This window comes from Xanthomonas sp. NCPPB 3570 (genome assembly GCF_056725115.1).
On sequence record NZ_CM161513.1, the window covers coordinates 1,065,085 to 1,084,697 of the forward strand.

General features: G+C 62.4%; 25 protein-coding genes and 1 other RNA gene. 13 read left to right on the forward strand and 13 right to left on the reverse strand.

From position 1 onward, the window contains the following. The first annotated feature begins 50 nt into the window (after nt 1-50). Entirely contained in the window at nt 51-455 is a 405-nt protein-coding gene (locus AC1PLR_RS04750; RefSeq protein WP_481100013.1) for a DUF6165 family protein, read from the forward strand. A gap of 50 nt (nt 456-505) precedes the next feature. Here the strand turns inward: AC1PLR_RS04750 and AC1PLR_RS04755 are convergent, their stop codons facing one another. Together AC1PLR_RS04755 and AC1PLR_RS04760 are read right to left on the reverse strand one after the other, a co-directional pair. Continuing rightward, nucleotides 506-760, reverse strand: a complete 255-nt coding sequence (locus AC1PLR_RS04755) for a DUF2798 domain-containing protein (RefSeq protein ID WP_481102819.1) — start codon at nt 758-760, stop codon at nt 506-508. A gap of 199 nt (nt 761-959) precedes the next feature. Next, nucleotides 960-2,009, reverse strand: a complete 1,050-nt coding sequence (locus tag AC1PLR_RS04760; RefSeq protein WP_481102820.1) for a glycosyltransferase family 9 protein — start codon at nt 2,007-2,009, stop codon at nt 960-962. A 20-nt stretch (nt 2,010-2,029) separates the two neighbouring features. On the opposite strand from AC1PLR_RS04760, the gene AC1PLR_RS04765 reads away from it, so the two are divergent. Genes AC1PLR_RS04765 through AC1PLR_RS04795 form a run of 7 tightly spaced genes read left to right on the forward strand, consistent with a single transcriptional unit; the run spans nt 2,030 to nt 6,188 of the window. Next, on the forward strand, nt 2,030-2,779 hold the full coding sequence (locus tag AC1PLR_RS04765; protein ID WP_481102821.1) for a 3-deoxy-D-manno-octulosonic acid kinase: 750 nt from the start codon (nt 2,030-2,032) through the stop codon (nt 2,777-2,779). Then, nucleotides 2,779-3,537: an MBL fold metallo-hydrolase gene (locus AC1PLR_RS04770; RefSeq protein ID WP_481100015.1), complete on the forward strand. Its 759-nt coding sequence runs from the start codon at nt 2,779-2,781 to the stop codon at nt 3,535-3,537. The genes AC1PLR_RS04765 and AC1PLR_RS04770 overlap by 1 nt, the downstream gene beginning before the upstream one ends. Beyond that, a complete protein-coding gene (gene moaA / locus AC1PLR_RS04775) occupies nt 3,534-4,568 on the forward strand; it encodes a GTP 3',8-cyclase MoaA (protein ID WP_481102822.1) in 1,035 nt (344 codons plus the stop codon). Before AC1PLR_RS04770 ends, moaA begins: the two co-directional genes overlap by 4 nt. A 3-nt stretch (nt 4,569-4,571) precedes the next feature. After that, nucleotides 4,572-4,946, forward strand: a complete 375-nt coding sequence (locus tag AC1PLR_RS04780) for a nuclear transport factor 2 family protein (protein WP_481102823.1) — start codon at nt 4,572-4,574, stop codon at nt 4,944-4,946. A gap of 31 nt (nt 4,947-4,977) precedes the next feature. Beyond that, nucleotides 4,978-5,496, forward strand: a complete 519-nt coding sequence (gene moaC, locus AC1PLR_RS04785) for a cyclic pyranopterin monophosphate synthase MoaC (RefSeq protein WP_371181183.1) — start codon at nt 4,978-4,980, stop codon at nt 5,494-5,496. Beyond that, nucleotides 5,493-5,738 (forward strand): MoaD/ThiS family protein, encoded by a 246-nt coding sequence (locus AC1PLR_RS04790; RefSeq protein WP_481100018.1) that lies wholly within the window; start codon nt 5,493-5,495, stop codon nt 5,736-5,738. Before moaC ends, AC1PLR_RS04790 begins: the two co-directional genes overlap by 4 nt. A 3-nt stretch (nt 5,739-5,741) precedes the next feature. Then, nucleotides 5,742-6,188, forward strand: a complete 447-nt coding sequence (locus AC1PLR_RS04795; protein WP_481102824.1) for a molybdenum cofactor biosynthesis protein MoaE — start codon at nt 5,742-5,744, stop codon at nt 6,186-6,188. 54 nt (nt 6,189-6,242) lie between these two features. On the opposite strand, the gene ffs is transcribed toward AC1PLR_RS04795, so the two are convergent. Further along, nucleotides 6,243-6,339, reverse strand: an RNA gene (ffs, locus tag AC1PLR_RS04800) — signal recognition particle sRNA small type. A 705-nt stretch (nt 6,340-7,044) separates the two neighbouring features. Between ffs and AC1PLR_RS04805 the strand changes: the two genes are divergently transcribed. Both AC1PLR_RS04805 and AC1PLR_RS04810 read left to right on the forward strand, forming a co-directional pair. Further along, the gene (locus AC1PLR_RS04805; protein WP_481102825.1) at nt 7,045-7,878 is read left to right on the forward strand and encodes a hypothetical protein; all 834 of its coding nucleotides are present in this window, start codon (nt 7,045-7,047) and stop codon (nt 7,876-7,878) included. Continuing rightward, nucleotides 7,868-8,410: a type II toxin-antitoxin system VapC family toxin gene (locus AC1PLR_RS04810; protein WP_481102826.1), complete on the forward strand. Its 543-nt coding sequence runs from the start codon at nt 7,868-7,870 to the stop codon at nt 8,408-8,410. The genes AC1PLR_RS04805 and AC1PLR_RS04810 overlap by 11 nt, the downstream gene beginning before the upstream one ends. Here AC1PLR_RS04810 and AC1PLR_RS04815 read toward each other — a convergent pair. The 6 genes from AC1PLR_RS04815 to AC1PLR_RS04840 all read right to left on the reverse strand — a co-directional run bounded on the left by AC1PLR_RS04815 (nt 8,407) and on the right by AC1PLR_RS04840 (nt 12,015). Continuing rightward, complete coding sequence (locus AC1PLR_RS04815; protein ID WP_481102827.1) at nt 8,407-8,766, reverse strand: hypothetical protein; 360 nt, start codon at nt 8,764-8,766, stop codon at nt 8,407-8,409. The two genes, AC1PLR_RS04810 and AC1PLR_RS04815, sit on opposite strands and share 4 nt — an antisense overlap. 29 nt (nt 8,767-8,795) lie before the next feature. Further along, nucleotides 8,796-9,224, reverse strand: a complete 429-nt coding sequence (locus AC1PLR_RS04820) for a DUF3892 domain-containing protein (RefSeq protein WP_481102828.1) — start codon at nt 9,222-9,224, stop codon at nt 8,796-8,798. A 193-nt stretch (nt 9,225-9,417) separates the two neighbouring features. After that, on the reverse strand, nt 9,418-10,248 hold the full coding sequence (locus tag AC1PLR_RS04825) for a DUF3800 domain-containing protein (protein WP_481102829.1): 831 nt from the start codon (nt 10,246-10,248) through the stop codon (nt 9,418-9,420). Nucleotides 10,249-10,491: 243 nt separating this feature from the next. After that, entirely contained in the window at nt 10,492-10,866 is a 375-nt protein-coding gene (locus AC1PLR_RS04830; protein WP_481102830.1) for a hypothetical protein, read from the reverse strand. Continuing rightward, nucleotides 10,863-11,177 carry a hypothetical protein gene (locus AC1PLR_RS04835; RefSeq protein WP_481102831.1) on the reverse strand — a complete coding sequence of 105 codons (315 nt, stop codon included), beginning with the start codon at nt 11,175-11,177 and terminating at the stop codon, nt 10,863-10,865. Before AC1PLR_RS04835 ends, AC1PLR_RS04830 begins: the two co-directional genes overlap by 4 nt. Before the next feature lie 79 nt (nt 11,178-11,256). Beyond that, a complete protein-coding gene (locus AC1PLR_RS04840; RefSeq protein ID WP_481102832.1) occupies nt 11,257-12,015 on the reverse strand; it encodes a hypothetical protein in 759 nt (252 codons plus the stop codon). 106 nt (nt 12,016-12,121) lie between these two features. On the opposite strand from AC1PLR_RS04840, the gene AC1PLR_RS04845 reads away from it, so the two are divergent. Together AC1PLR_RS04845 and AC1PLR_RS04850 are read left to right on the forward strand one after the other, a co-directional pair. Further along, on the forward strand, nt 12,122-12,442 hold the full coding sequence (locus tag AC1PLR_RS04845) for a helix-turn-helix domain-containing protein (RefSeq protein WP_481103526.1): 321 nt from the start codon (nt 12,122-12,124) through the stop codon (nt 12,440-12,442). Nucleotides 12,443-12,785: 343 nt separating this feature from the next. Then, the gene (locus tag AC1PLR_RS04850) at nt 12,786-12,983 is read left to right on the forward strand and encodes a hypothetical protein (protein ID WP_481102833.1); all 198 of its coding nucleotides are present in this window, start codon (nt 12,786-12,788) and stop codon (nt 12,981-12,983) included. Between the two features lie 218 nt (nt 12,984-13,201). Here AC1PLR_RS04850 and AC1PLR_RS04855 read toward each other — a convergent pair whose 3' ends face one another. The 4 genes from AC1PLR_RS04855 to AC1PLR_RS04870 all read right to left on the reverse strand — a co-directional run bounded on the left by AC1PLR_RS04855 (nt 13,202) and on the right by AC1PLR_RS04870 (nt 17,751). Continuing rightward, the gene (locus AC1PLR_RS04855) at nt 13,202-14,602 is read right to left on the reverse strand and encodes a site-specific integrase (RefSeq protein ID WP_481102834.1); all 1,401 of its coding nucleotides are present in this window, start codon (nt 14,600-14,602) and stop codon (nt 13,202-13,204) included. Nucleotides 14,603-14,907: 305 nt separating this feature from the next. Continuing rightward, nucleotides 14,908-15,606 carry a hypothetical protein gene (locus AC1PLR_RS04860; protein WP_481102835.1) on the reverse strand — a complete coding sequence of 233 codons (699 nt, stop codon included), beginning with the start codon at nt 15,604-15,606 and terminating at the stop codon, nt 14,908-14,910. 57 nt (nt 15,607-15,663) lie between these two features. Further along, a complete protein-coding gene (locus tag AC1PLR_RS04865; RefSeq protein ID WP_481102836.1) occupies nt 15,664-17,370 on the reverse strand; it encodes a hypothetical protein in 1,707 nt (568 codons plus the stop codon). 75 nt (nt 17,371-17,445) lie between these two features. Then, nucleotides 17,446-17,751, reverse strand: a complete 306-nt coding sequence (locus AC1PLR_RS04870; RefSeq protein WP_481102837.1) for a hypothetical protein — start codon at nt 17,749-17,751, stop codon at nt 17,446-17,448. A 260-nt stretch (nt 17,752-18,011) separates the two neighbouring features. On the opposite strand from AC1PLR_RS04870, the gene AC1PLR_RS04875 reads away from it, so the two are divergent. Beyond that, nucleotides 18,012-19,595: a MobA/MobL family protein gene (locus AC1PLR_RS04875; protein WP_481102838.1), complete on the forward strand. Its 1,584-nt coding sequence runs from the start codon at nt 18,012-18,014 to the stop codon at nt 19,593-19,595. Nucleotides 19,596-19,613 lie beyond the last annotated feature (18 nt).

Sequence of the window (19,613 nt, forward strand, 5' to 3'; positions counted from 1 at the left end):
CTTAAGGCAGAGCCGCTACACTGGCGCGACTTCTGCTTTTGGTGTCTGCCATGTCCGAAATCCTGGTGCCCGTGTCCTTCGGCGAACTGCTCGACAAGATCGCCATCCTGCAGATCAAGTCCGAGCGCATTGAGGATCCTGGCAAGCTTGCCAACGTGCACGCGGAACTGTCGGCGCTGGAAAAGACCTGGATGGCGCATCCGGCCGCCGGTGGCGACGTGGCGCGCCTGCGCGCGGAGCTGAAGGCGGTCAACGAGCGCCTGTGGGTAATCGAGGACGAGATCCGGATCAAGGAGAAGGCGCAGGCCTTCGACGAGGAATTCATCAAGCTGGCGCGCAGCGTGTACTACGAAAACGACGAACGCGCGCGGCTCAAGAAGGAAATCAACCTGGCGCTGGGCTCCAGCTACGTGGAAGAGAAGTCCTACCAGGACTACCGCAACGCCTCGGCGTAAGGGCGGTGGTGTCCGGGAGGCGTTGCCGTCTCCCGGGCACCGGACCACCTTCAGCCGCTTGCGACCACCAGTCCGGTCAGGCGCCGCACCAGCGGCAGGACCAGCAGCAGGGTGGGGAAGGCGACCAGCCAGGACAGCGCCCAGGCGCCGAGCCAGAGCGTGCCGACGCCGGGCGCCAAGCCGACGCTGCGCAGGGTGCTGATCATCGAGACGATGCAGGTCATCAGCACCGACAGCAGCAGCGGGGTCACCCAGGCGGCGTGGCGCGGGGACAGCTTGCGGGAAAACAGCGGGGAACGTGACATTGCGGACTCTCCGTAAGCCGGTCGATCGAAGGCGCCACCCGCCAGCGGCCTGCCAGGCCCGGGCGGGAAACAGCCCCGGACGGATCCGGCGCAGTTGGCGCGTTGATTGACGTAAACGCTTACGGCGGCTCCTGCAGGCCGGTCGGCGGCAGGACGCGCGGCGGATGGTAGAGCGATGCCAGCGCCGCCGCAACCGGCCTCAGTGGCCGTGGTCGGCGCGGTAGCGCTCGAATGCGGCAATCGCATCGTCCACGCCGATCAGTTCCATCACGCCGTCGAATTCGATCTTGCTGCCCCACTTCAACTGCGCGGCCGGCTTGCCAAGGTATTTGCGCGCAGCCGCGTCGTACTTGTCCACGCAGTAGCGGATATCCGAATACGGGCCGCTGCGGCGCGGGTTGCTGGCCGCATGCAGGCCCAGCACCTTGGTCCCCATGGCGTTGGCGATGTGCATGGGGCCGGAGTCGGGTGTCATGACCAGCGCCGCCCGTTGCAGCAGCGCCGGCAGTTGCTTGAGCGTGTCGCGGCCGACCAGGTCGAGCACCGGCGTGCGCGCCGCGGCGACGATAGCATCGGCGGTGCTGCGCTCCAGCTCGCTGCGGCCGCCGCACAGCACCACCCGCCAGTCCTGCGCGGCGGCATGGTCGGCCACCGCGGCGTAGCGCTCGGCATACCAGTTGCGACGCTGGTGGCTGGAGCAGGGCGAGATCAGCAGCGCCGGCCGGCCGTCCTCGGGCCATTGCGCGCGCGCCCAGGCATGGGCGTCGTCGGGCACCGGCAGGTCCCAGCGCACCTCGGTCTGGCGCAGGCCCAGCGGCTCGCAGAAGCTGCCGATCGCCTCCAGCACGTGGATGCCGGGGCGGTCGGGGATGCGCTCGTTGACGAACAGACCGTGCAGATCCTTGGAGCGGCTGCGGTCGTAGCCGATGCGCCGGCGCGCCGGCACGAACGCCGACAGCACGTTGGCGCGCAGCGCCACCTGCATCTGCAGCAGCGCATCGAAGCCATGGGCAGGCAGTTCGCGGCGCAAGGCGCGCATGCCGGCCACGCCGCTGCGCTTGTCGTAGGGGTGGAACACCACGCCCGGCAGGCCGTCCAGCAACCTGTGCCCGGCCTTGTCGATGATCCAGTGCAGTGCCGGCCCCTGCGGCCAGGCGCGCTGCAGGGTCCGCACCAGCGGCACCACGTGGGTCACGTCCCCCAGCGCCGACAGGCGCAACAGGCACAACGAAGGGAGCGTTGCCGGCATGGTGTTGTTAGACTCGCTGGATGGTTGTATTCGACGCCACCGAAGCGCTGACGCCGTACCGCGAGGGCCGCGGCTACGGGGCCATTCTGTTCGACCGCGAACGACTGCGGCAAGCCGAACCGGCGCTGTTCTCCGCCGCCGCCTGGGGCGAACGTGCGCGCCCGGTGGATGCCGGCGGCCGCGGTGGTGCCTGGTTCGTCGATGCGCCGTTCGGCAGTTGCGTGCTGCGCCAGTACCGCCGCGGCGGGCTGGTCGCCAAGCTGGTGCGCGACCGCTACCTGTGGACCGGCGCCGACCGCACCCGCAGCTTCGCCGAGTTCCGGCTGATGCGCGCGCTGATCGCGCGCAAGCTGCCGGTGCCGCGGCCGTTGGCGGCCTGCTATCTGCGCCAGGGGCTGCGCTATCGCGCGGCGATCCTGATGGAGCGGCTGGAGGGCGTACGCTCGCTGGCCGATCGCGCGCATCTGGCCGGCCGCGGCGCGCCGTGGGAGGAGGCGGGGCGGCTGATCGCACGCTTCCATCGCGCCGGTCTCGACCACGCCGACCTCAATGCGCAGAACATCCTGTTCGACGGCAACGGCCGCGGCTGGCTGATCGATTTCGACCGCGGCGTGCTGCGCATTCCCGCCACGCGCTGGCGCGAGCGCAACCTCAAGCGGCTGCGCCGTTCGCTGCTGAAACTGCGCGGCGAGCGCAGCGTCGATGCGGTGGAGAAGGACTACGCGCGTCTGCGTCGCGCCTACGATCTGGCCTGGGAGCGCGGCTGCTGATGACGGACTGGGCGCTGCGCTTCCAGGGCGTGGGCAATGCCTCGGCGGTGGCGCTGGGCTCGCCGATGGCCACCATCGAGCGCGATGGCCGGCCGTGGCTGACCATCGACTGCGGCGGCGAGGGCCTGACCGCCTACCAGGCGCACTACGGCGCGATGCCGCAGGCGCTGTTCGTCACCCACGTGCATCTGGACCACGTCGCCGGCTTCGAGCGGCTGTTCGTGGACAGCTATTTCTCCGCGCGCCGCGGCAAGGTGCGGCTGTATGTGCCGGCCACGGTGGTGCCGCTGCTGCACCGCCGCGTGGCCGACTATCCGAACGTGCTGGCCGAGGGCGGCGCCAACTTCTGGGATGCGTTCCAGCTGATCGTGGTGGGCAATGCGTTCTGGCACGAGGGCGTGCGCCTGGAGGTGTTCCCGGTGCGTCACCACTGGCCGGAGACTGCCTACGGCCTGCGCCTGCAGGGCGCACTGGTGTGGAGCGGGGATACCCGGCCGATCCCGGAAATGCTGAACCGGTATGCCGACGACGGCGAACTGGTGGCCCACGACTGCGGTCTTCACGGCAACCCGTCGCATACTGGGGTCGACGACCTGGAGCGGGAATACCCCGCCGAGCTGCTGCAACGGACCATGCTCTACCACTACGCCAGCGACGACGATGCCGAGGCCCTGCGCGCACGCGGCCACCGCGTGGCGCGGCCGGGCGAGCGCGTGGCGCTGTCCGCCCCGCGCGCGCCGCAGGTCCCGGCGGGATGAACGCGCTGCCGCGCCCGCCGTTCGCGTCGGCGACGGCGGCGGACCGGCGTGGGCGGCCGTTGCGCGACCTGCGCCTGTCGGTGATCGAGGCCTGCAACTTCCGCTGCGGCTACTGCATGCCGGCCGACAAGGTGCCGGACGATTACGGCTTCGACGCCGCATCGCGGCTGTCGTTCGCGCAACTGGAGACGGTGGCGCGTGCCTTCGTCCGCAACGGCGTCAACAAGCTGCGCCTGACCGGTGGCGAACCGCTGCTGCGCCGCGATCTGCCGGAGCTGGTGCGGCGGCTGGCGCGCATTCCCGGCGTGGACGATCTGGCCATGACCACCAACGGCGCGCTGCTGGCGCGGCACGCCCAGGCCTTGCGCGAGGCCGGGCTGCGTCGGGTCACGGTCAGCCTGGATGCGATCGAGCCAGCGGTGTTCCGGCAACTTTCCGGCGGCCGCGGCGAGATCGCGCAGGTGCTGGAAGGCATCGACGCGGCAGTCGCGGCCGGGCTGGGGCCGGTCAAGCTCAACTGCGTGGTCCAGCGCGGCATCAACGACGACCAGGTGCTGCCCTTGCTGGCGCATTTTCGCGGCAGCGGCCACGTGCTGCGCTTCATCGAATACATGGACGTGGGCACCTGCAATGCCTGGCGTCGCGAGCGGGTGGTGCCGGCCGCCGAGTTGCGCGACCGCATCGCCGCGCGCTGGCCGCTGCAGGCGCTGGCGCCGCACTATGCCGGCGAGGTCGCCGCGCGCTACGCGTTCGCCGATGGCGGCGGCGAGATCGGCTTCGTCACTTCGGTCAGCGCGCCGTTCTGTGGCGACTGCCACCGCGCCCGGGTCTCGGCCGACGGCCATCTCTACACCTGCCTGTTCGCGGGAGAGGGCACCGACCTGCGGCCGGCGCTGGCCGGCGGCGAGGAGGCATTGGCCGAGCGCGTGCGTGCGCTGTGGGAGCGCCGCGACGACCGCTACAGCGAATTGCGTGGCGCGGCGCCGGCCACGCGCGGCAAGCACGTCGAAATGTTCCTGATCGGCGGTTGAGCGATGGACGCCGCAGTGCAACGTGCGCTGGTCGCGCTGGAGCTGGAATTGCTGGAGCCGGCAGTGCGCGCCTCGGCCGAGCGCGTGGCCGAACTGCTCGACGACGCCTTCGTCGAGTTCGGCGCCTCCGGTCGCCGCTTCGATAAGCTGGCGGTGCTGCAGGCGTTGGAGATGGAGTCTGGTGAATTCCGCTACCGCGCCTTCGACATCGACGCGCAACTGCTGGCCCCCGCGTTGGCGCAACTGCGCTATCGCAGCGAGCGCAGCGGCGGTGGCGAGCCGCCGCGGCAGGCGCTGCGCAGTTCGCTTTGGCAGTATCGCGACGGCCGATGGCGCATGCTGTTCCACCAGGGCACGCCGATCCCCGGCGGCGCCTGAAGATCGCGCCGTGGGAGCGGCAGCGCAGTCCATGACCAAGAAGACCTCCGCCACGTCCGCGCGCGCCGCCGCGCCGGCGCTGACCCACCTGGACCCGCAGGGGCTGCCGACCATGGTCGACGTCTCCGCCAAGACCGCCACCGCGCGCGTGGCGGTGGCCGAGGCGCAGGTGCGCTTTCCCGCGGCCGTGGCCGCGCAATTGCGCGCCGATGCGTTGCGCAGCGCCAAGGGCGGCATCGTCGACACCGCGGTGATCGCCGGCACGATGGCGGTCAAGCGCACCCACGAACTGATTCCGTTCTGCCATCCGCTGCCGATCGACGGCTGCCGCTTCGCCATCGACTGGCGCTCGCCGCAGGTGCTGGGCATCGAATGCACGGTGCGCACCGTGCACCGCACCGGCGTGGAGATGGAGGCGCTGACCGGCGCCAGCGTCGCTGCGCTGACCGTCTACGACATGTGCAAGGCGCTGACCCACGCGATGACCATCGGCCCGGTGCGGCTGGTCGGCAAGCGTGGCGGCAAGCGCGACGTCGGGAGCGTGGCATGAGCGCAGAGGTGAGCGTGCTGTACTTCGCCAGCCTGCGCGAGGCCGCGGGCCTGGAGCGCGAACAGGTGCACACCGATGCGCCGGACCTGCGCGCGCTGTATGCCGAACTCGATGCCCGCCATGGCTTGCGCTGGCCGCTGGATCGGTTGCGGGTGGCGGTGGACGGCGCCTTCGTCGGCTGGGACGAGGCGGTGCGCGACGGCAGCGAAGTGGTGTTCATCCCGCCGGTCTCGGGAGGCTGAGCCATGTCCACCGAACCGCGTTTCCGGCTGGACGACCACCCGCTCGACATCGCCACGCTGCGCGCCCCGCTGGCGCATGCCCAGGCCGGCGCCTACGCCAGCTTCGAAGGCTGGGTACGCGACCACAACGATGGCCGCGCGGTCGATGGCCTGCACTACGAGGCGTATGCCGCGCTGGCCGAGGCCGAGGGCCAACGCATCGTCCACGAGGCCCTGGCCCGTTTCGCCATCCTCGACCTGCGCTGCGTGCACCGCGTCGGCGAACTGGCGATCGGCGACCTGGCGGTGTGGGTCGGTGTGGTCGCCGCGCACCGTGGCGCCGCGTTCGACGCCTGCCGCTACGTCATCGACGAGGTCAAGGCGCGCGTGCCGATCTGGAAGCGCGAACGCTACCGCGAGGGAGATGCGGGATGGTTGCATCCGGAGACGCAGGCAACGTCGCGCGGATAGCGGCGTCCGCGATCGAGATCGAGGCTGATCGTTCGTCGTCGTAGAAGGGTGGTAACCCCGCCGGCTGACCTCGGCGCCCGCGTCGATCGATACCGTTGCTGCCTTCCGGCCCTGGCGGGGTTTTCGACCTAGCGTCGCGAGGGGCCGACGGGGCCACCATAGAGACGAAACCGCGCCAGTGGCGCGGTCTTTCCCTTTGAGTTCTTACGCCATGGCGAAGCAACTCTGCGAGGGAAGCGCATTCGAATCTGGCGGAGAGAGGGGGATTCACTCGGCATCTTCGATGCCTCGCCCTTCGGGCGGCTTCGCCGTGCAGGTGGCTACGCCACCTGTCGAACCCGGGGGTTCTCACCCCCTCCCAGGCGCCGGCGAAACTCACGCGACTGGGCCATCTCAACACTTTCAATCTGGCGGAGAGAGGGGGATCGACTGATCCCGATCCAACTTCCTGACTCTCCTACAGGACGCAAACCAGGGATGTGTCCTGACTTGTGAACCGCCATTGTAGCGGGTCGGGCGTTCCCGACGCTAGCTTAGGGGCGACCCCATCCCACCTGGGCAACCAGCTCGCCACCCGGGCCATCGCCGAGGCGTCGGGCGAGGGGACGAAGGATGAGAGGCGCGGTCCCAACGTCCGGAAGGCCAAGTCAAATCCACGAAAAGAAGCTGGCCGAGCGCAACGCGAGGGCCAACAAGCTGAAAAAGTGCGCGGCCACCATGCGCGGAGCTTAGCGGGCGAGGGTCCGCGGCGGATTTTTCCTTGAAGATGCCGAATGTCTACCCCCATTTGGCACCGTCTCATCCTGTGGACGGAGGCATGAGAGCCTTTCCTGTCATTCAGCCTTAAGATGCCGCCATGAGCCGTCCCATCGACCAACTTGCCGAGCCCCGGGTTCTGCGCCTCCACATGGAAGGCGTTGACGAACTCGGCGGCGACGTCCGCTTGGGCGCATTTATCGACAAGCTCGCTGCGTTCAAAGCGGCGCTGGCAGAGACGGGAAATCTTGTTTCCCGTGAGGGATCGCCTGCGGTGGACTTTGTAGTCTCTGAGTTGAGCCATAACAGCCCGGCGATGGTAGGCGTGCTCCCTATTTCGCTTGCCGACAACGGCCAGCACGCGGGTCGCGTTGCGGATTCTTTTGTCACGTTCTTGGGTCAGGTCCGGAACCGGACCGCGCGCGTCGATTCCGAGCGTGCCCGTCTTGTTGGTCACTTGCGGAAGCTGGTCGCCGGAGTTGGTGAGAGGTTCGAGCGGCTCTGGATCGACGGCCCTGGAATTGCCCCCATTCCGCTCGATGATGCTGTCGCCAAAGCTCTCGATGATGCGCTGCCTGATGTGCGGCGAGAGTTTGGAGCAGTCAAGGGCGTAGTTAAGCGTTACTCGGGTGTTGGGAAGCAGCCGTATTTCAAGATCGTTCCCCCGGTCGGAGGTGTGGAAATCAAGTGTGTTTTTCCACTCGAACTGCTGACTCAAGCCGCCGCGTCTGTCGAGCACAACGCCACTGTCGAAGGGGAACTCAAATCGTATGAAGATGACTTTTGGCCGCATGAGGTTCGGGTCCGCCACATTGAAGTTCATCCACTCGATAGCGATCTGCCGACGCTCAGTGAACTTGCTGGAAGCGCGCCGGACTCCACCGGCGAGTTGAGTGCGGCGGAGTTTGTCCGGGAGCTGCGGAATGAGTGGTAAGGCCACGATCATCTATTGGGACAGCTCGGCGTTCATCGCGCTGCTCAAAGAGGAAAAGAACCACGGCGATGGAGTTTATAGCGCGCTCTTGTCGCAAGCCGGGGCATTCGACCGCAACCAGATCGTCCTTGCGATCTCGACGGTGGGCATTACGGAGGTCTTGACGGGATTAGGCAATGAGGCGCGCGAGCAGTTTGAGTCCATGATTCGCCGTAGCAACTTCCAGACGATAGCATTAAGCGATGGTATCGCCCGACAAGCGGCCCGCCTCCGACGCCACTGCTATGGCAAGGAGAAGAACGGAGCGGGCGAGGCATACATCCTGACTACTCCGGATTCCATCCACATAGTCTCTGCAATGCTCATCAAAGCGGATGTACTGGTGACGCTGGACTCTGAGAACAAGTCGGTGAAGGTGGATCGCAAGGAAATGGCGATGACGAAGGTAGCAAGCCACTACCCGGTGCCCGACCTGCACCCTGTTGCCATATCCCGCCCAGGACTCGGACTTCCCGGAACCGGGTTGATCTAGGCATACCCCTTCGCCGCCTGATGGGCCACGTCGCAGGCGGCATGAATCAGGCGGGTGTTCTCGGGGGTATAGCCATCAATGGCCTGGGTGCGGTCAAGCACCGCGCCCCGCTCGGGCAGCAGCTCGTTGCAGAGCGGGCAGAGCCCCTGCTGCTCCCTCATCTTGAGCTGCTTCAAGCGCCGCCGGATCGTTGGCTTGCTGCGCTCGTCGTGCATCAGTTCTTTATAGACCTTGCGGCGATAGGCAAAAAGCAGTTCCTTGTCACCGCCGCTTAGGTTCACAAGCCTTGCCCGCACTTCATCGAGCAGAGCGCGGGCGAGATCGAGTTGCTCGGGCGTTAGTCGCGGATTGGCCATACGCCAAAGATAGCCCGACTGTCCGCCGTTCAGAACTCTGGCAGGTTTTCTAGGTTGTCCCGGGGCAATCCGTTGTCCACTGTCTTGATGTATTCAACCCCATTAACCTTGATGATGTAGACCGGCTGTCCCTTCTGCCATTGGCTGTTTGCATAGGGGATAGTGATGAACGTGACCCCTTCCTTGATCGCTTTAACGATGGCCGCGCGCTCATGCTCGGTGGCCTGCCCGAAAGTGTCGCCGTTGTCTTGATGGATGCGCACCCGGTCGATATGCGTGTGCGCCGCGTTGTAACGGACAGCCGAAATGCCGTAATCCGCCCACTTGGCCATGTTGCCCCCTATGATGGTTGGTAGGGTTGTTGTACTGGGACTGCGTCGCAAAGGCTGCGACTGAACAACAAAAAGGCCACCTCGACGGATGGCCATCTCGCCCACATAGTCCAGAAAATAGAGCATAGTAGGTTTCTGGCGGAATGGTTCCGGAACTTCTTGGCCGGAGCCACTACCTATTGGATAACTGGTGGAGATAGGGTGAAGTGCTGATGCCGCTCGAACCTCCTGACTCTCCTACAGCACGCAAACCAGGAGGGTGTCCTGCCTTGTGAAACCCATTGTTGCTGCCTGGAAGCCAATAGCGCTAGTGGCTAATCTATTGCGTCGTGCCTTGAGGCGCAGGTTTTCCCGCTCGAGGAATTGCCGGAGGCAAGGTGGTGCCTAACGGAGTAGGAGCAGGGAACGCATGTTTTTGGGGCGCAGGAACCTTGAGTCTCTCTGAGGTCGTGGGAGAGATGTGCTCATAAAGGCCATGACAAACTCCGCCATAGGTGTGGAGGTGAGGCGCAATAAGACTGAATCCTCGGTCGTCTAACGACTGATATCTGCGGTAAGTCCAATGAGCGACGAAGTCTGCCATCTGAATCAAGCGCGAGGCTTTGGAATTAATGAATAGTGGGACTTCGGCGAAGTTACGCAGTCGCCCGGTGGTATGACCTATTGTTTTGAATTCATACGATAATGCCTGAATGCTCCGCTCGAACATTGCGTCATCAAATATAACAATGCCGCGTTGAGGATCCTTTGCTAGTCTATAGCGAGACGCCAGAAAGCCGTCGAAGCAAGTCGCCAAGTGCTCGAAAGCCTTGGGTATGATTTCATTACGTTGTAGAAGCGGCTTTTCGATCACCGAGGCGAAGACACGAGCTTTGAGTTGAACGTCACTGAGTGCATGGAGGACGTCAACTGTTGCTTGTGACCGGTCGTCGGGCTCAAAGTTTTCCCAGCCATCCGAGCCGCCCCTCATCACGCTAGCATGGAGTTCGATGTTTTCCGGATGCGTGGGGTGAAAGCGGCTGGCAATCTTTGTCAGGTGCTGTTCAAGCCAATGCGTTTGTCGCTCAAAAATGCAGACGCCAGCCAGGACAAAAAAGTCAGAATTGGGGTCGTCCACAGACCCTGAGTCATCAAGGTATAGCAGAAACATCTCGTCGCTCCATAACGAAAAAGGGCCCTCTTCAGAGGGCCCTTTTGTGGGTTCGGTGAGCCAAGTGAGACAATCGCTCAACGCTCTGCAATTTTCATCAGCGCTCCCGGCTCAGAAGCAAGTATACACCGGCGGTAGCTTCTGGCAAGTGGGTGTTTACCTTGCGTTAAGATTTATGTCTGCGTGACCATTTCGATAGCTGTGAACACGATCACCAGTCTGCCACGCCATGGCGCAAGACCTCTATTCAGTGAGTTGCTTCCAAGTCACGAGCAGAGCCAGGGGGAGCCACTTAAGGAAAGCTATGGCGGCCATGCCCATGGTGACCACCAGCGGCGTCATGACCCACCATTGGCCCCAGCTGAAGCCTTTGTCCCTTTGCCGAGCCGCGTAGGCCTCCTGCGGATACAGCCGTTCCGCTTTGCGCAGGCCCCGCCGAGCCATCAAGGGCCCCACGATGAATCCGAAGGGCCCGAGCAGAAGCAGGCTCAACGAGAACCACCAGAAGAAGCGGTTATGGGGCGTCAGGACCTTCCTGGGAGCGGCGCGCAAGGCGCCGTCCCCACGGAAGCCACCCACGGCACCCACGGGCGTTCCAGCCATCGGATCGGTGTTCATCGCGTGTAGGCCCTCCAAGCCCCGTCAGCCTTGGCATAGCGCAGGCTCTTGTTGACCGGGATGGGCACCTGCCGACCAGCAATCTCCAAAACCACTTGGCCGCGGGTGTCGCAGCGGTAACCATCGGCGCCGTCGGCTTGGGTGCAGCCACTCAGCTCGAAGTCACGGATTTCCGCGACGCGGCCGGCGCCGCTTTGTTCCAAGAGGGTGGCCAGCGCCTGTTTGGCGTTGGCGTTCGAAGGCTTTCCGCTGCACGCGGTGAGGCCAACGGCCGAGGCCAGGGCGGCCAGGCCAATCCATGTGTTTTTCATCGTGTCGTTCCTTTGCTGGGTGGTGCGGGCCGGCAGGCCGGCTCGCAAGAGGAGCGGAAGCGGGAAGGCGAGTGCCTGCCTACCGGTCGCGGTTGCCGTCGGGCTTGAACCCGGCGATCCAGAGCCTGGAATCCTTGAAGGGGGTCAACAGGCCAGAGGGACCAGGATGAAGGTCAGCGGTTTGGATGAACCCCGAAACCCAGGCAACGCGCAGCGCAACGTCAACGGCCTTGTCAGAGACGCCAGGGCGAGACACGTTGACGACGAAGGGCTGTGCCGGAGGGTTGGGGCCAGTAGACCGCTGGGCGCCTGAGTTCGGCTTGCTCGGCGGCACGCGAATGCCGGTCAACGTATCGCGGCCTTTCCAGAGGGCGGACGTGTTGAGCTCGGCCGTCTCGCCCAGGTCATCGGTTTCGGTCAGCGGAGCGTCTGCGCAGGCTCGGAAGGTCTCCGTGGTGGAGGCTGCCGAGCTGCTCCAGATGCGGGCCTCCACCGTCCAGCAGGGAAGGGAGGCCCCCCATTCGATGTAGGTCAACGCGACTCGGGGCCAATCCAGCTTCCCGAGCTGGGCCTGCTGGTGATTGTCCGCCTTGAACAGGTTGGGCAACTTGCCGGTGCCGCTGATCGGGGAATAGATAGGTCCGGCGTTACTTGGCTGGCGCCCATCCTTGCCCGCGCCAGCGGGCTTAATGCCAACCATCTGCTTCCCGGCGTCTTTGAGGCTGCCACCCAGTTGGCGGAAGAAGCCAGGCTTCTGTTGCTGGGTGTCTTGGGTCTGGGCTTCGCCAGTCATTGAAAAGGCGAGCAGGGCAGCGCCTGCGATCCGTGCGGTCTTCATGAAATCCCCTGTGCTCTGGTTGGAGGGTGCTACATTTCACGAAGAGTCTGCCATGCAGAAGAGGACCAAGTCATGCTTCTCGACCCAGTTTTCAACTTCCGTTCACTTGCCCAAAGCTTCGGCCCGTTCCCTCTTTGCAGCTCGCCTCAAGCAGGCACGCGAGCTGCGTGGCATCGCCAGCCAGCGGGCGTTGGGGGTGCTGATGGGGCTTGATAAGAGGCTGGCCAGTAGCCGGGTCAACCGCTACGAGAACGAGACCAGTGGCATTGACCTGGATGGCTTGGGGAAGTTGGCCGAGACGCTCGGGGTGCCCATGGCTTACCTTGTGGCTGAAGACCAATTCACGGCAGATGTAATATTGGTTTTGGCGACTATGTCGGCGGAAAGAAAAGCAGAGCTGGTTCGGCAGCTATCAGGTGAGACCTGATTCCTCCTGTGATAGAAAATCGATGTTGGGAACGGCGCAAAGGATCGCAATGCACTGGGGGGACGTAACAAGCGGAGGAGTTACCTATTCACTGACGCATCTCCATCCGTTCACTGTGCCTGTGCCGGTAGGAAGTCGCGTCATTAGCCTGCATGTGACCTTCGGATTTCACGTTTTCACAGATGAAAAAGGAAATGGGAAGCCATTGACGCATAGAGGTGAAAACAGGTTTTTCTGTAAAACGCGGTGTCTTGATAGTCATCAAGCGGTTTATTTCCTACAGAATCAGATGGCTACTGCTTTCGCTAGGCCTTACACGACTAAGCGGGGGCAGCAATATTTCGTGATGGACATCGCGGATTACGCAATGTTTTTAACGCTGCGCAAGCCTCAAAACACCGTCAACGAGCTGAAGTGCCACGTCGTTTCAGCCTATAGCGTCGACCAGTGGGGTAAGGCCGGCTTGCCAACGTGGGCCAAGATCAGGACGATGGGCTATGTGTTGGACAGGCGGGAAAGAGGCGAGCAGATCCCAACCTGAATGGACGAGCCGCTCTACCTCTTGACATGGATCCGCTCATGCGTTCAAATGACCCTGTCGCCGCAAACCGGAACCCGAAAGGGGGTGGCGATGCCGGTAGCCTAGCTACCCCTAGCCCTACGAGCAGGATAAGGCGCTTGCGCTGAAAGGGTAGACCGATAATTGAGCATCAAGCAAAACGCCCCGAAAGGGGCGTTTTGTTTTGCTGTCGTCGTCCGTTAGGGATAGAACTTACCGGCATCAGATAGCTGTGACGAAAACTGCCCCCGCTGGTAGCAAGGCAGCTTAACGCTGGGCCGGTAGAGCTCCAACGCCTTTATCTGTTTGGCCCGGGTCACAGCCGGCCGCTTGTGGAGATAGTGCGTCCGCAGAACCTCGACCCGCTCCCGCTTGTCGGTTGCGTGGCCGGTGACCAGGGCAATCTCCCGCTCGGGCACGTCCTGGACATCGAGTTCGGTGGCCAGCGTGTGGCGGAAGGCATGGAATCCGATCCCTTTGTGGAAGCCTAAGGCCTTCAGGTAGCGGCCGAAGTCCACGACAAGTTGCTGGCTATACCGGGCATTGGTCTCGCCGGTCTTGCGGTTCACCCCTGCCGAGAGATGGGGGAATAGCCGAGGGTGGCCTGTTGCCTTCATGTCCTCCACGAAGTCGAGGAAGCCTGCTTCCAACAGCGGTTTGGCAATGGGGATGATGCGCATGCAGCCCTTGCCCTTCATGCTCTGCCGGCTTTGCCGCTGGCGCTTGGGGTCGGCAACCAAGTCTTCGTCCATGGTCTTCCGGAAGGCGATGCACCAGGTGCCGCGCTCCTCGAGAACGTCAATAAGCTTGAGCTGGCAGACTTCGTTGACCCTGGCCCCGGTATACAAACCGATCATGGGTGCCCACCAGTGGTGCGGCTTCTTGGCCCAAGGGATGAAAGTCTCGGGGTTGAAGATGGCTTGCAGCTCCTCGTCCTCAAAGAGGCGAATCGCCTTGCTCGGGTCGATGGTGTAGTCCTGTTCCGGCTTCTTGAACGCATCCATGGGCGAGGAGGGGATGGCCCGGCCGCGCACCAGGTGATTGAAGAACGCAACCAGGAAGCGGCGGTGCCGCTCCTCGGTGGCCGGGGCCAGTGGCGAGACCTCTTGCTCTTTGCCCAGGGCGATGGCCTCTTTGAAGGACAGATCCTTCAGCAGGGGATCGGAAACCAGGTTCTTGGGAGCCCAGCGCAGCAGCTTCCACAGTTCGTGGATGTGCTTGTAGTCGATGCGTGCCACCGAAATGTTGCCGCAGGTCAGCAGGAGCAGTTTGAGGGTGCGATGGGTCGCGTCCACCGTCTTGGGGTCGAGCTTGCGCCGGCGCATGTCCTCCAGGTGGTCTTCAATCTCGGTCGCCAGGGCGCGGGCCGGCGTGCCCATCGGCAGCGGCTCGGGATAGCGGGTCCCGCCCTTGGTGGCGTTCTTTCGACCGGTCTCGTCCAACGCAGCCAGGATGCATTCTTGGAGGTTGATGGCCGCTTCCCGGCCATGGATGACGGCGCGCTCGATGCGGAACCGGCCGATTTGGACGCCCTCCAGGTGGAGCGTGCCGAGCGGGGCGGCGATGTAGTCGGCGAGTGTTGAGGAGGGCCGGTGGGACATGTCTTGCTTCCATCGTTTCGATGGAAGTAGGCATAAAACACGGCGCACTTTCGTCAACCCAGTTGAGACAGAAATCTGCACCGGCGGCGCAGACCTTAGGCATTGGGTTTGGCTGGCAAGGTGGTCACTAAAAGACGGCGAATCGTTATCTTCGGAAAAATCAGCGGAATCAAGGCGTTGACTCGAATCTCGTTCGATTTTCAGCAGTCATAACCGTACTGTTTGCATAACTTAAGCTAACGAATAAGTCGATGCGAGGCCGTCGAATAATTAACCAGAGATAAATTGGTGGTCAAGATGTTAGCTTAATCGTCCTTTTTCGATTCGCTTTCATCTTGTTGAGTCGGGTTACCTTCCCTGAATTCCTCAAATGCTTTTCTTGCTTTGTCCTTCTCGTCTCTTCTGTCCTCGCTGCTAAAGCTATCTACCTTCAGTCGCTTTGAGCCGCGAAGAAGTGGGCTTAAATTCTCATCGATATGCTTTAGCGACTTCGCAAGTTGGACGGTTGGCTCCTCGCCAAGCCTGCTGACCCCTGTTTGGTCAAGCATGCTCAAGGTATAACAGTTGGATTGGACTTCGGCCGCGCCTGCCGATTTGCGCCAAGTGACTTCTACTTTGTAGACGCGTCCCTTTAGTAAAGCGAATTCACAAAGATAGCTTGACAGCCCTTGTGCGGGTTTCAGAACGCTTAGCCGCTGAAGAGGTATTCCCTTGCTCGAACGAATTTCACCGTTTTCCAGCGGCGGGTCAAAGTGCACGTTGATATCGTAGGCGGTGGCATTTCCAGTATTGTCCACATGAATGTCAAAGTGATTCAAAGACCAGTGATTTGGTGCAAGTGTGGCGACCACATGAGGCTGGGCAGAGGCCTCAGCCATGCGTTTCGTTTCTACTGCCAACACGCGGGTCACTTTGAACAAGTAAAAAGTTGCTATGGCTGTAACAACAGTCGCAGCCGCTCCAGTGCTTGCAACGGCAAGGCTGATGATCTGATCCGCGGTCATATCTTATTCCTTTTTGGGAATGACTAGGAACTAGCTGCTGTCTGGCGTAGGAACGCGTTAACGGGGTGGCCTAACTGTCGCCAAAACGCCCAGCATTGAGTTCGCTGCCTGCCGTTTCTCCACGACTTCGCCAGTCTTTTCCTTCCCGTAACCCCACGCAGCGCTTGCTGCTGCAACGGCTGGGACGGCAGCACCGAGGAATGGGGACAAGCTTGGAAGTAGGATGGCCGTAGCCGCTGCGCCCACGCCTGCTATACCGCCCACATAGGCCGCAACCTTCTTAGGCGCATATTTGCGCTCAATGTCATTTAGGCTCTTCTGCTGCCTCTGAACCAGGGAGGCCAATCCATGACTTACCTCTCTTACCATATCGCTAGTTTCGATGGGGCCAGCTGACGCCAGCTGATTAGTATATTTATTCAGCTCTTCTCGGAACCAGCGATGCTCATTGTTGATCAGAAGTTCTCTAAGCGTCTCGACGGGAATCTTGGCCAGCCAAGAAAGGCTGTCGTCCTGGACAGCTCTTAGTGTTTGGAATGCCTGCTCAGAGAGGATCTTCTGGGAGCGAAGGCCTCTTGCATTTGACTCTGAAATTTTCTCGAAATAGTGCCAGTGGACCGGTTGCGACAAAAGTGGCTGCGCATTTAACTCATTTGCATTTTCTAACAGATGGTATTGGGGGCGGAGTCGCTCAATGACCCCGTTGAGCAACAAGATGCCGACTGGCAGTCGCTTCAAATGTTCGACTGCGTCAGATGCTCTAACTCCCTCTAGCTCGCGAAGATATCGGCTTGCAGCCTCGTCAGGTCCGAGCTCGGTGTCAGGCATTCCTCCTGGAGGGATAAAAAGCTTGGCCGGCATGAGGGCATCTAGAAATGCTTTCTCATGATTTTGGGCGTAGTCAAATAGCTCTTCGACTGAAGAAATACTTCCTTGGCAGAGCGGGCCAAGAAGGCGTATCGCCATTTCTCCCAGACCAAGCTTGGTATGGGCATCTCGCTCTTCAAGTGTTTCTTCGAAGCTTGGGAAGACGAAAATCGGAGGGACAGGCAACTCCGCGTCTACTAACGGGCGGAGCTGAAGAAGATAAAAGAGCTGGTTAGCGAGTTGCAGATGGACCGCGTTAAGGTTCAGGTCGGAGCACAAAAAAGGGAACACCGGGTCAGGTATAAGCTGTGTGTCAGCGTAAAGGCCCGTTATACGGACAGCGCTGAGTGCCGAAGGACCAAACATCCTTTGCCCACCGGTCACCAATCTCATGCCGCCTAAAATTTTTGCGTATCTAAACGTGCTGGTCGCATACTGGGTGTAGAACTCTTCAAGCTCTTCGATTGCCCCGTTGACGGAGGTTCTGAAAGCTTCCGGCTCATAACTAACCCTCGAGAGCATGAGGCTTTTTATCTCCTCATCGTTTTGAACGAGACCGTGTGCGCGTCCAGTTAGGGCGGAAAAGAGATTGCTGAAAAGGCTGAAGAGTTCAACCTGTAGCTGTTGCATAGGTGGCGAACTGGCCGATGACTTTTGGCTATCCTCTGCTTGTCCTTGCATGGACATCGCGGTGCCCAATGATTTTGCAATCGTGAGCGCTTCCCGCGACAAAGCTCTGACATCTACCAAGCCGAACGCGGTCAGAGGTGCTGATAAAAGCTCATCTGCGTAGTGTTGAAGGTGGGGAGGGACCTGCGCTTTTCCCTGCTGAATTGCTTCACGTGCTAACAGCAGCCGCTGAGCTGTCCAAGTGTCAACTTCGTCCGTGGTGCTCATGAGCGTCCTCGTTCTCCTATAGAACCCACCGGATGATAGTGTTTGCTCGAGCATCCGGCACGCTACCTGTTGCGATTAGCGCGTTGGCAACCTGAGTCGTTCGGCGCCTCTCGAGTGAGCGAGGTCGCGGACCACTTGGCTTTCTCGATTCGCTGCATGCTCCAAGAGTGCTCCCACAAGCTCCGCGTCGTCCATCGCGTGGGCGCCCGTCAGAAAAACCAGATCGGCCACGCGCTGGCGTCGTTTCATTTCTTCCCGCCTCGCCGCTTCCTGCGCCTTGGCTTCGCGCCGCTGGTTGGCTAAAAGCTCCTTCGCTTGCAGTTGGGCCAACCGTTCCATGGCTCTTCCGATTTGGTCCCGGTAGTGATTCGTTTCGGTCATGCGCATCTCCCTTGGTCTGGCATTGAGTCAACCAGGGAAAACCGCCTCGTCAAGTTTCGACCGCTTCCGAAAATTCGAAGGTTGCGGAATCGTTCAAGTCTGAAAAACAGGAGCTTTCGAGAATAAGCAAGAGCGCACCTAGGCATTCCTGCGGAACGCGTGCGCAAAGGGCTTCGCCCCTTGAACCCCAAGCGCCATGGGCGCTTGCGAAAACCGAAAGCTACGGCATAACCAAAGCATCGTCACCGCTTCGGAGCCGCATGGCCATCTACCACGCAAACCTCAAAACATTTAGCCGCGCCAGGGGCCACTCATCGGTGGCCGCAGCCGCTTACCGTGCCGGCCTTCTGCTCGCCGACGAACGCACGGGCGTGCGCCACGATTACCGTCGACGGGATGGCGTGGTCGAGACCCGGGTCATCGCTCCCGAGCACGCGCCGGACTGGGCCCTGGTCCCTGCCAAGCTCTGGACCGCAGCGGAGGCCGCCGAGCGTCGCAAGGATGCCACCGTGGCCCGCGAGTTCGAGTTTGCGTTGCCTCACGAACTGGACGACGGGCAGCGGTCGGCCTTGGCGGTCGAGGTGACCAGGGCCTTGGTCAACCGTTACGGGTTTGCAGCGCAGGCGAGCATCCACAGCCCGGGCACCAAAGACGGACTGAACTACCACGTCCACGTGCTGGCCACGACGCGACGCGTCGGGCCCGATGGCCTGGCCGACAAAACCCGTGAACTGGACGGCGGGCCATCGGGCAGGGCCGAGGTGGAGTGGGTGCGAGAGCTGGTGGCCGCCAAGACCAACGCCCACCTGGCAGCGGCCGAGCTGGACGCGCGGGTGGATCACCGCAGCCTTAAAGCTCAGGCGGACGAGGCCCTCGCCAACGGCGACTTGGCCACCGCCGCCGTCCTCTCTCGCGAACCCACTCAGCACGTCGGCAAAAATGGCACCGCCATCGAGCGCCGAGGTGGGAAGTCGGAGCGTGCCGAGGTCAACCAAGCGGTGGAAGAAGCGAACGAAGAGACCTTCCGCAAACTGGTGGCACTGTTCGAGGACCAGGGCCGGGCGATGCCTATGCCGGAGGGGCACAACCAGGCCCAAGCGCTTCGCGAAGCCCGCCGTCCCCCGGCCGTCCTTTCCCTTCCGCTGACTTCGGGCCAAGGGCAGATCGTGGTCAACCGCCGCCTGGCCCGGGCGCTCCAAGGACGCAGTGGCACGCAGACAGGTGAGGGCACCGTCACCGCTTCGCCGCCCAGTGCCGAAGAACTGTTCGCGGAAGCGGCCGACCTGTGGTCCCCGATCCTTGACCAGGCCTTGGCCCAAACCCTTCGCGCCACCCGGCAGCTGCTTGCCTGGGCCAAGGAACGGGCATCGGCGTTCGCGGAAAACACGCGGCTGCCGTCGGACCTCAAAGAACTGGTTCGCCGCCTTCGTCGCTTCAAAGCCAACCTACTGAAGTTCTCCCGTCGCTTGGACGCGGTGCGACGCGCCGAACGGCTTTGCCACATGGCGGAACAGTCTTGGGAGGACTTCACCGTCAACCACGCGCAGCCTGGCCCGTCGTGGAGTTCCAAAGATTGGACGCAGCGACGGGGACGACGCCTGTCCACTCTGGAAATGCGCACCCAGGAACTGGCAGAAGTCCGCGTCTTGGTGACTCCGGAGCAGCAAGCGGTGTGCGAGGAAGAAGCCGAGGTCGCGGGCAAGCACCTGGAGGCGTGGAGCCAAGAGCTGCTGGGACGTTACCGGCTGCCATCGGAACCGGCAGAAATCTTGGAGGGTCAGGAGTCGGCAATACCCGCCCCAACGTTGGCGCCTGGAGTTCACCGCCGGCCACGCCTCCACTGAAACGGCAACGCCCCGCAG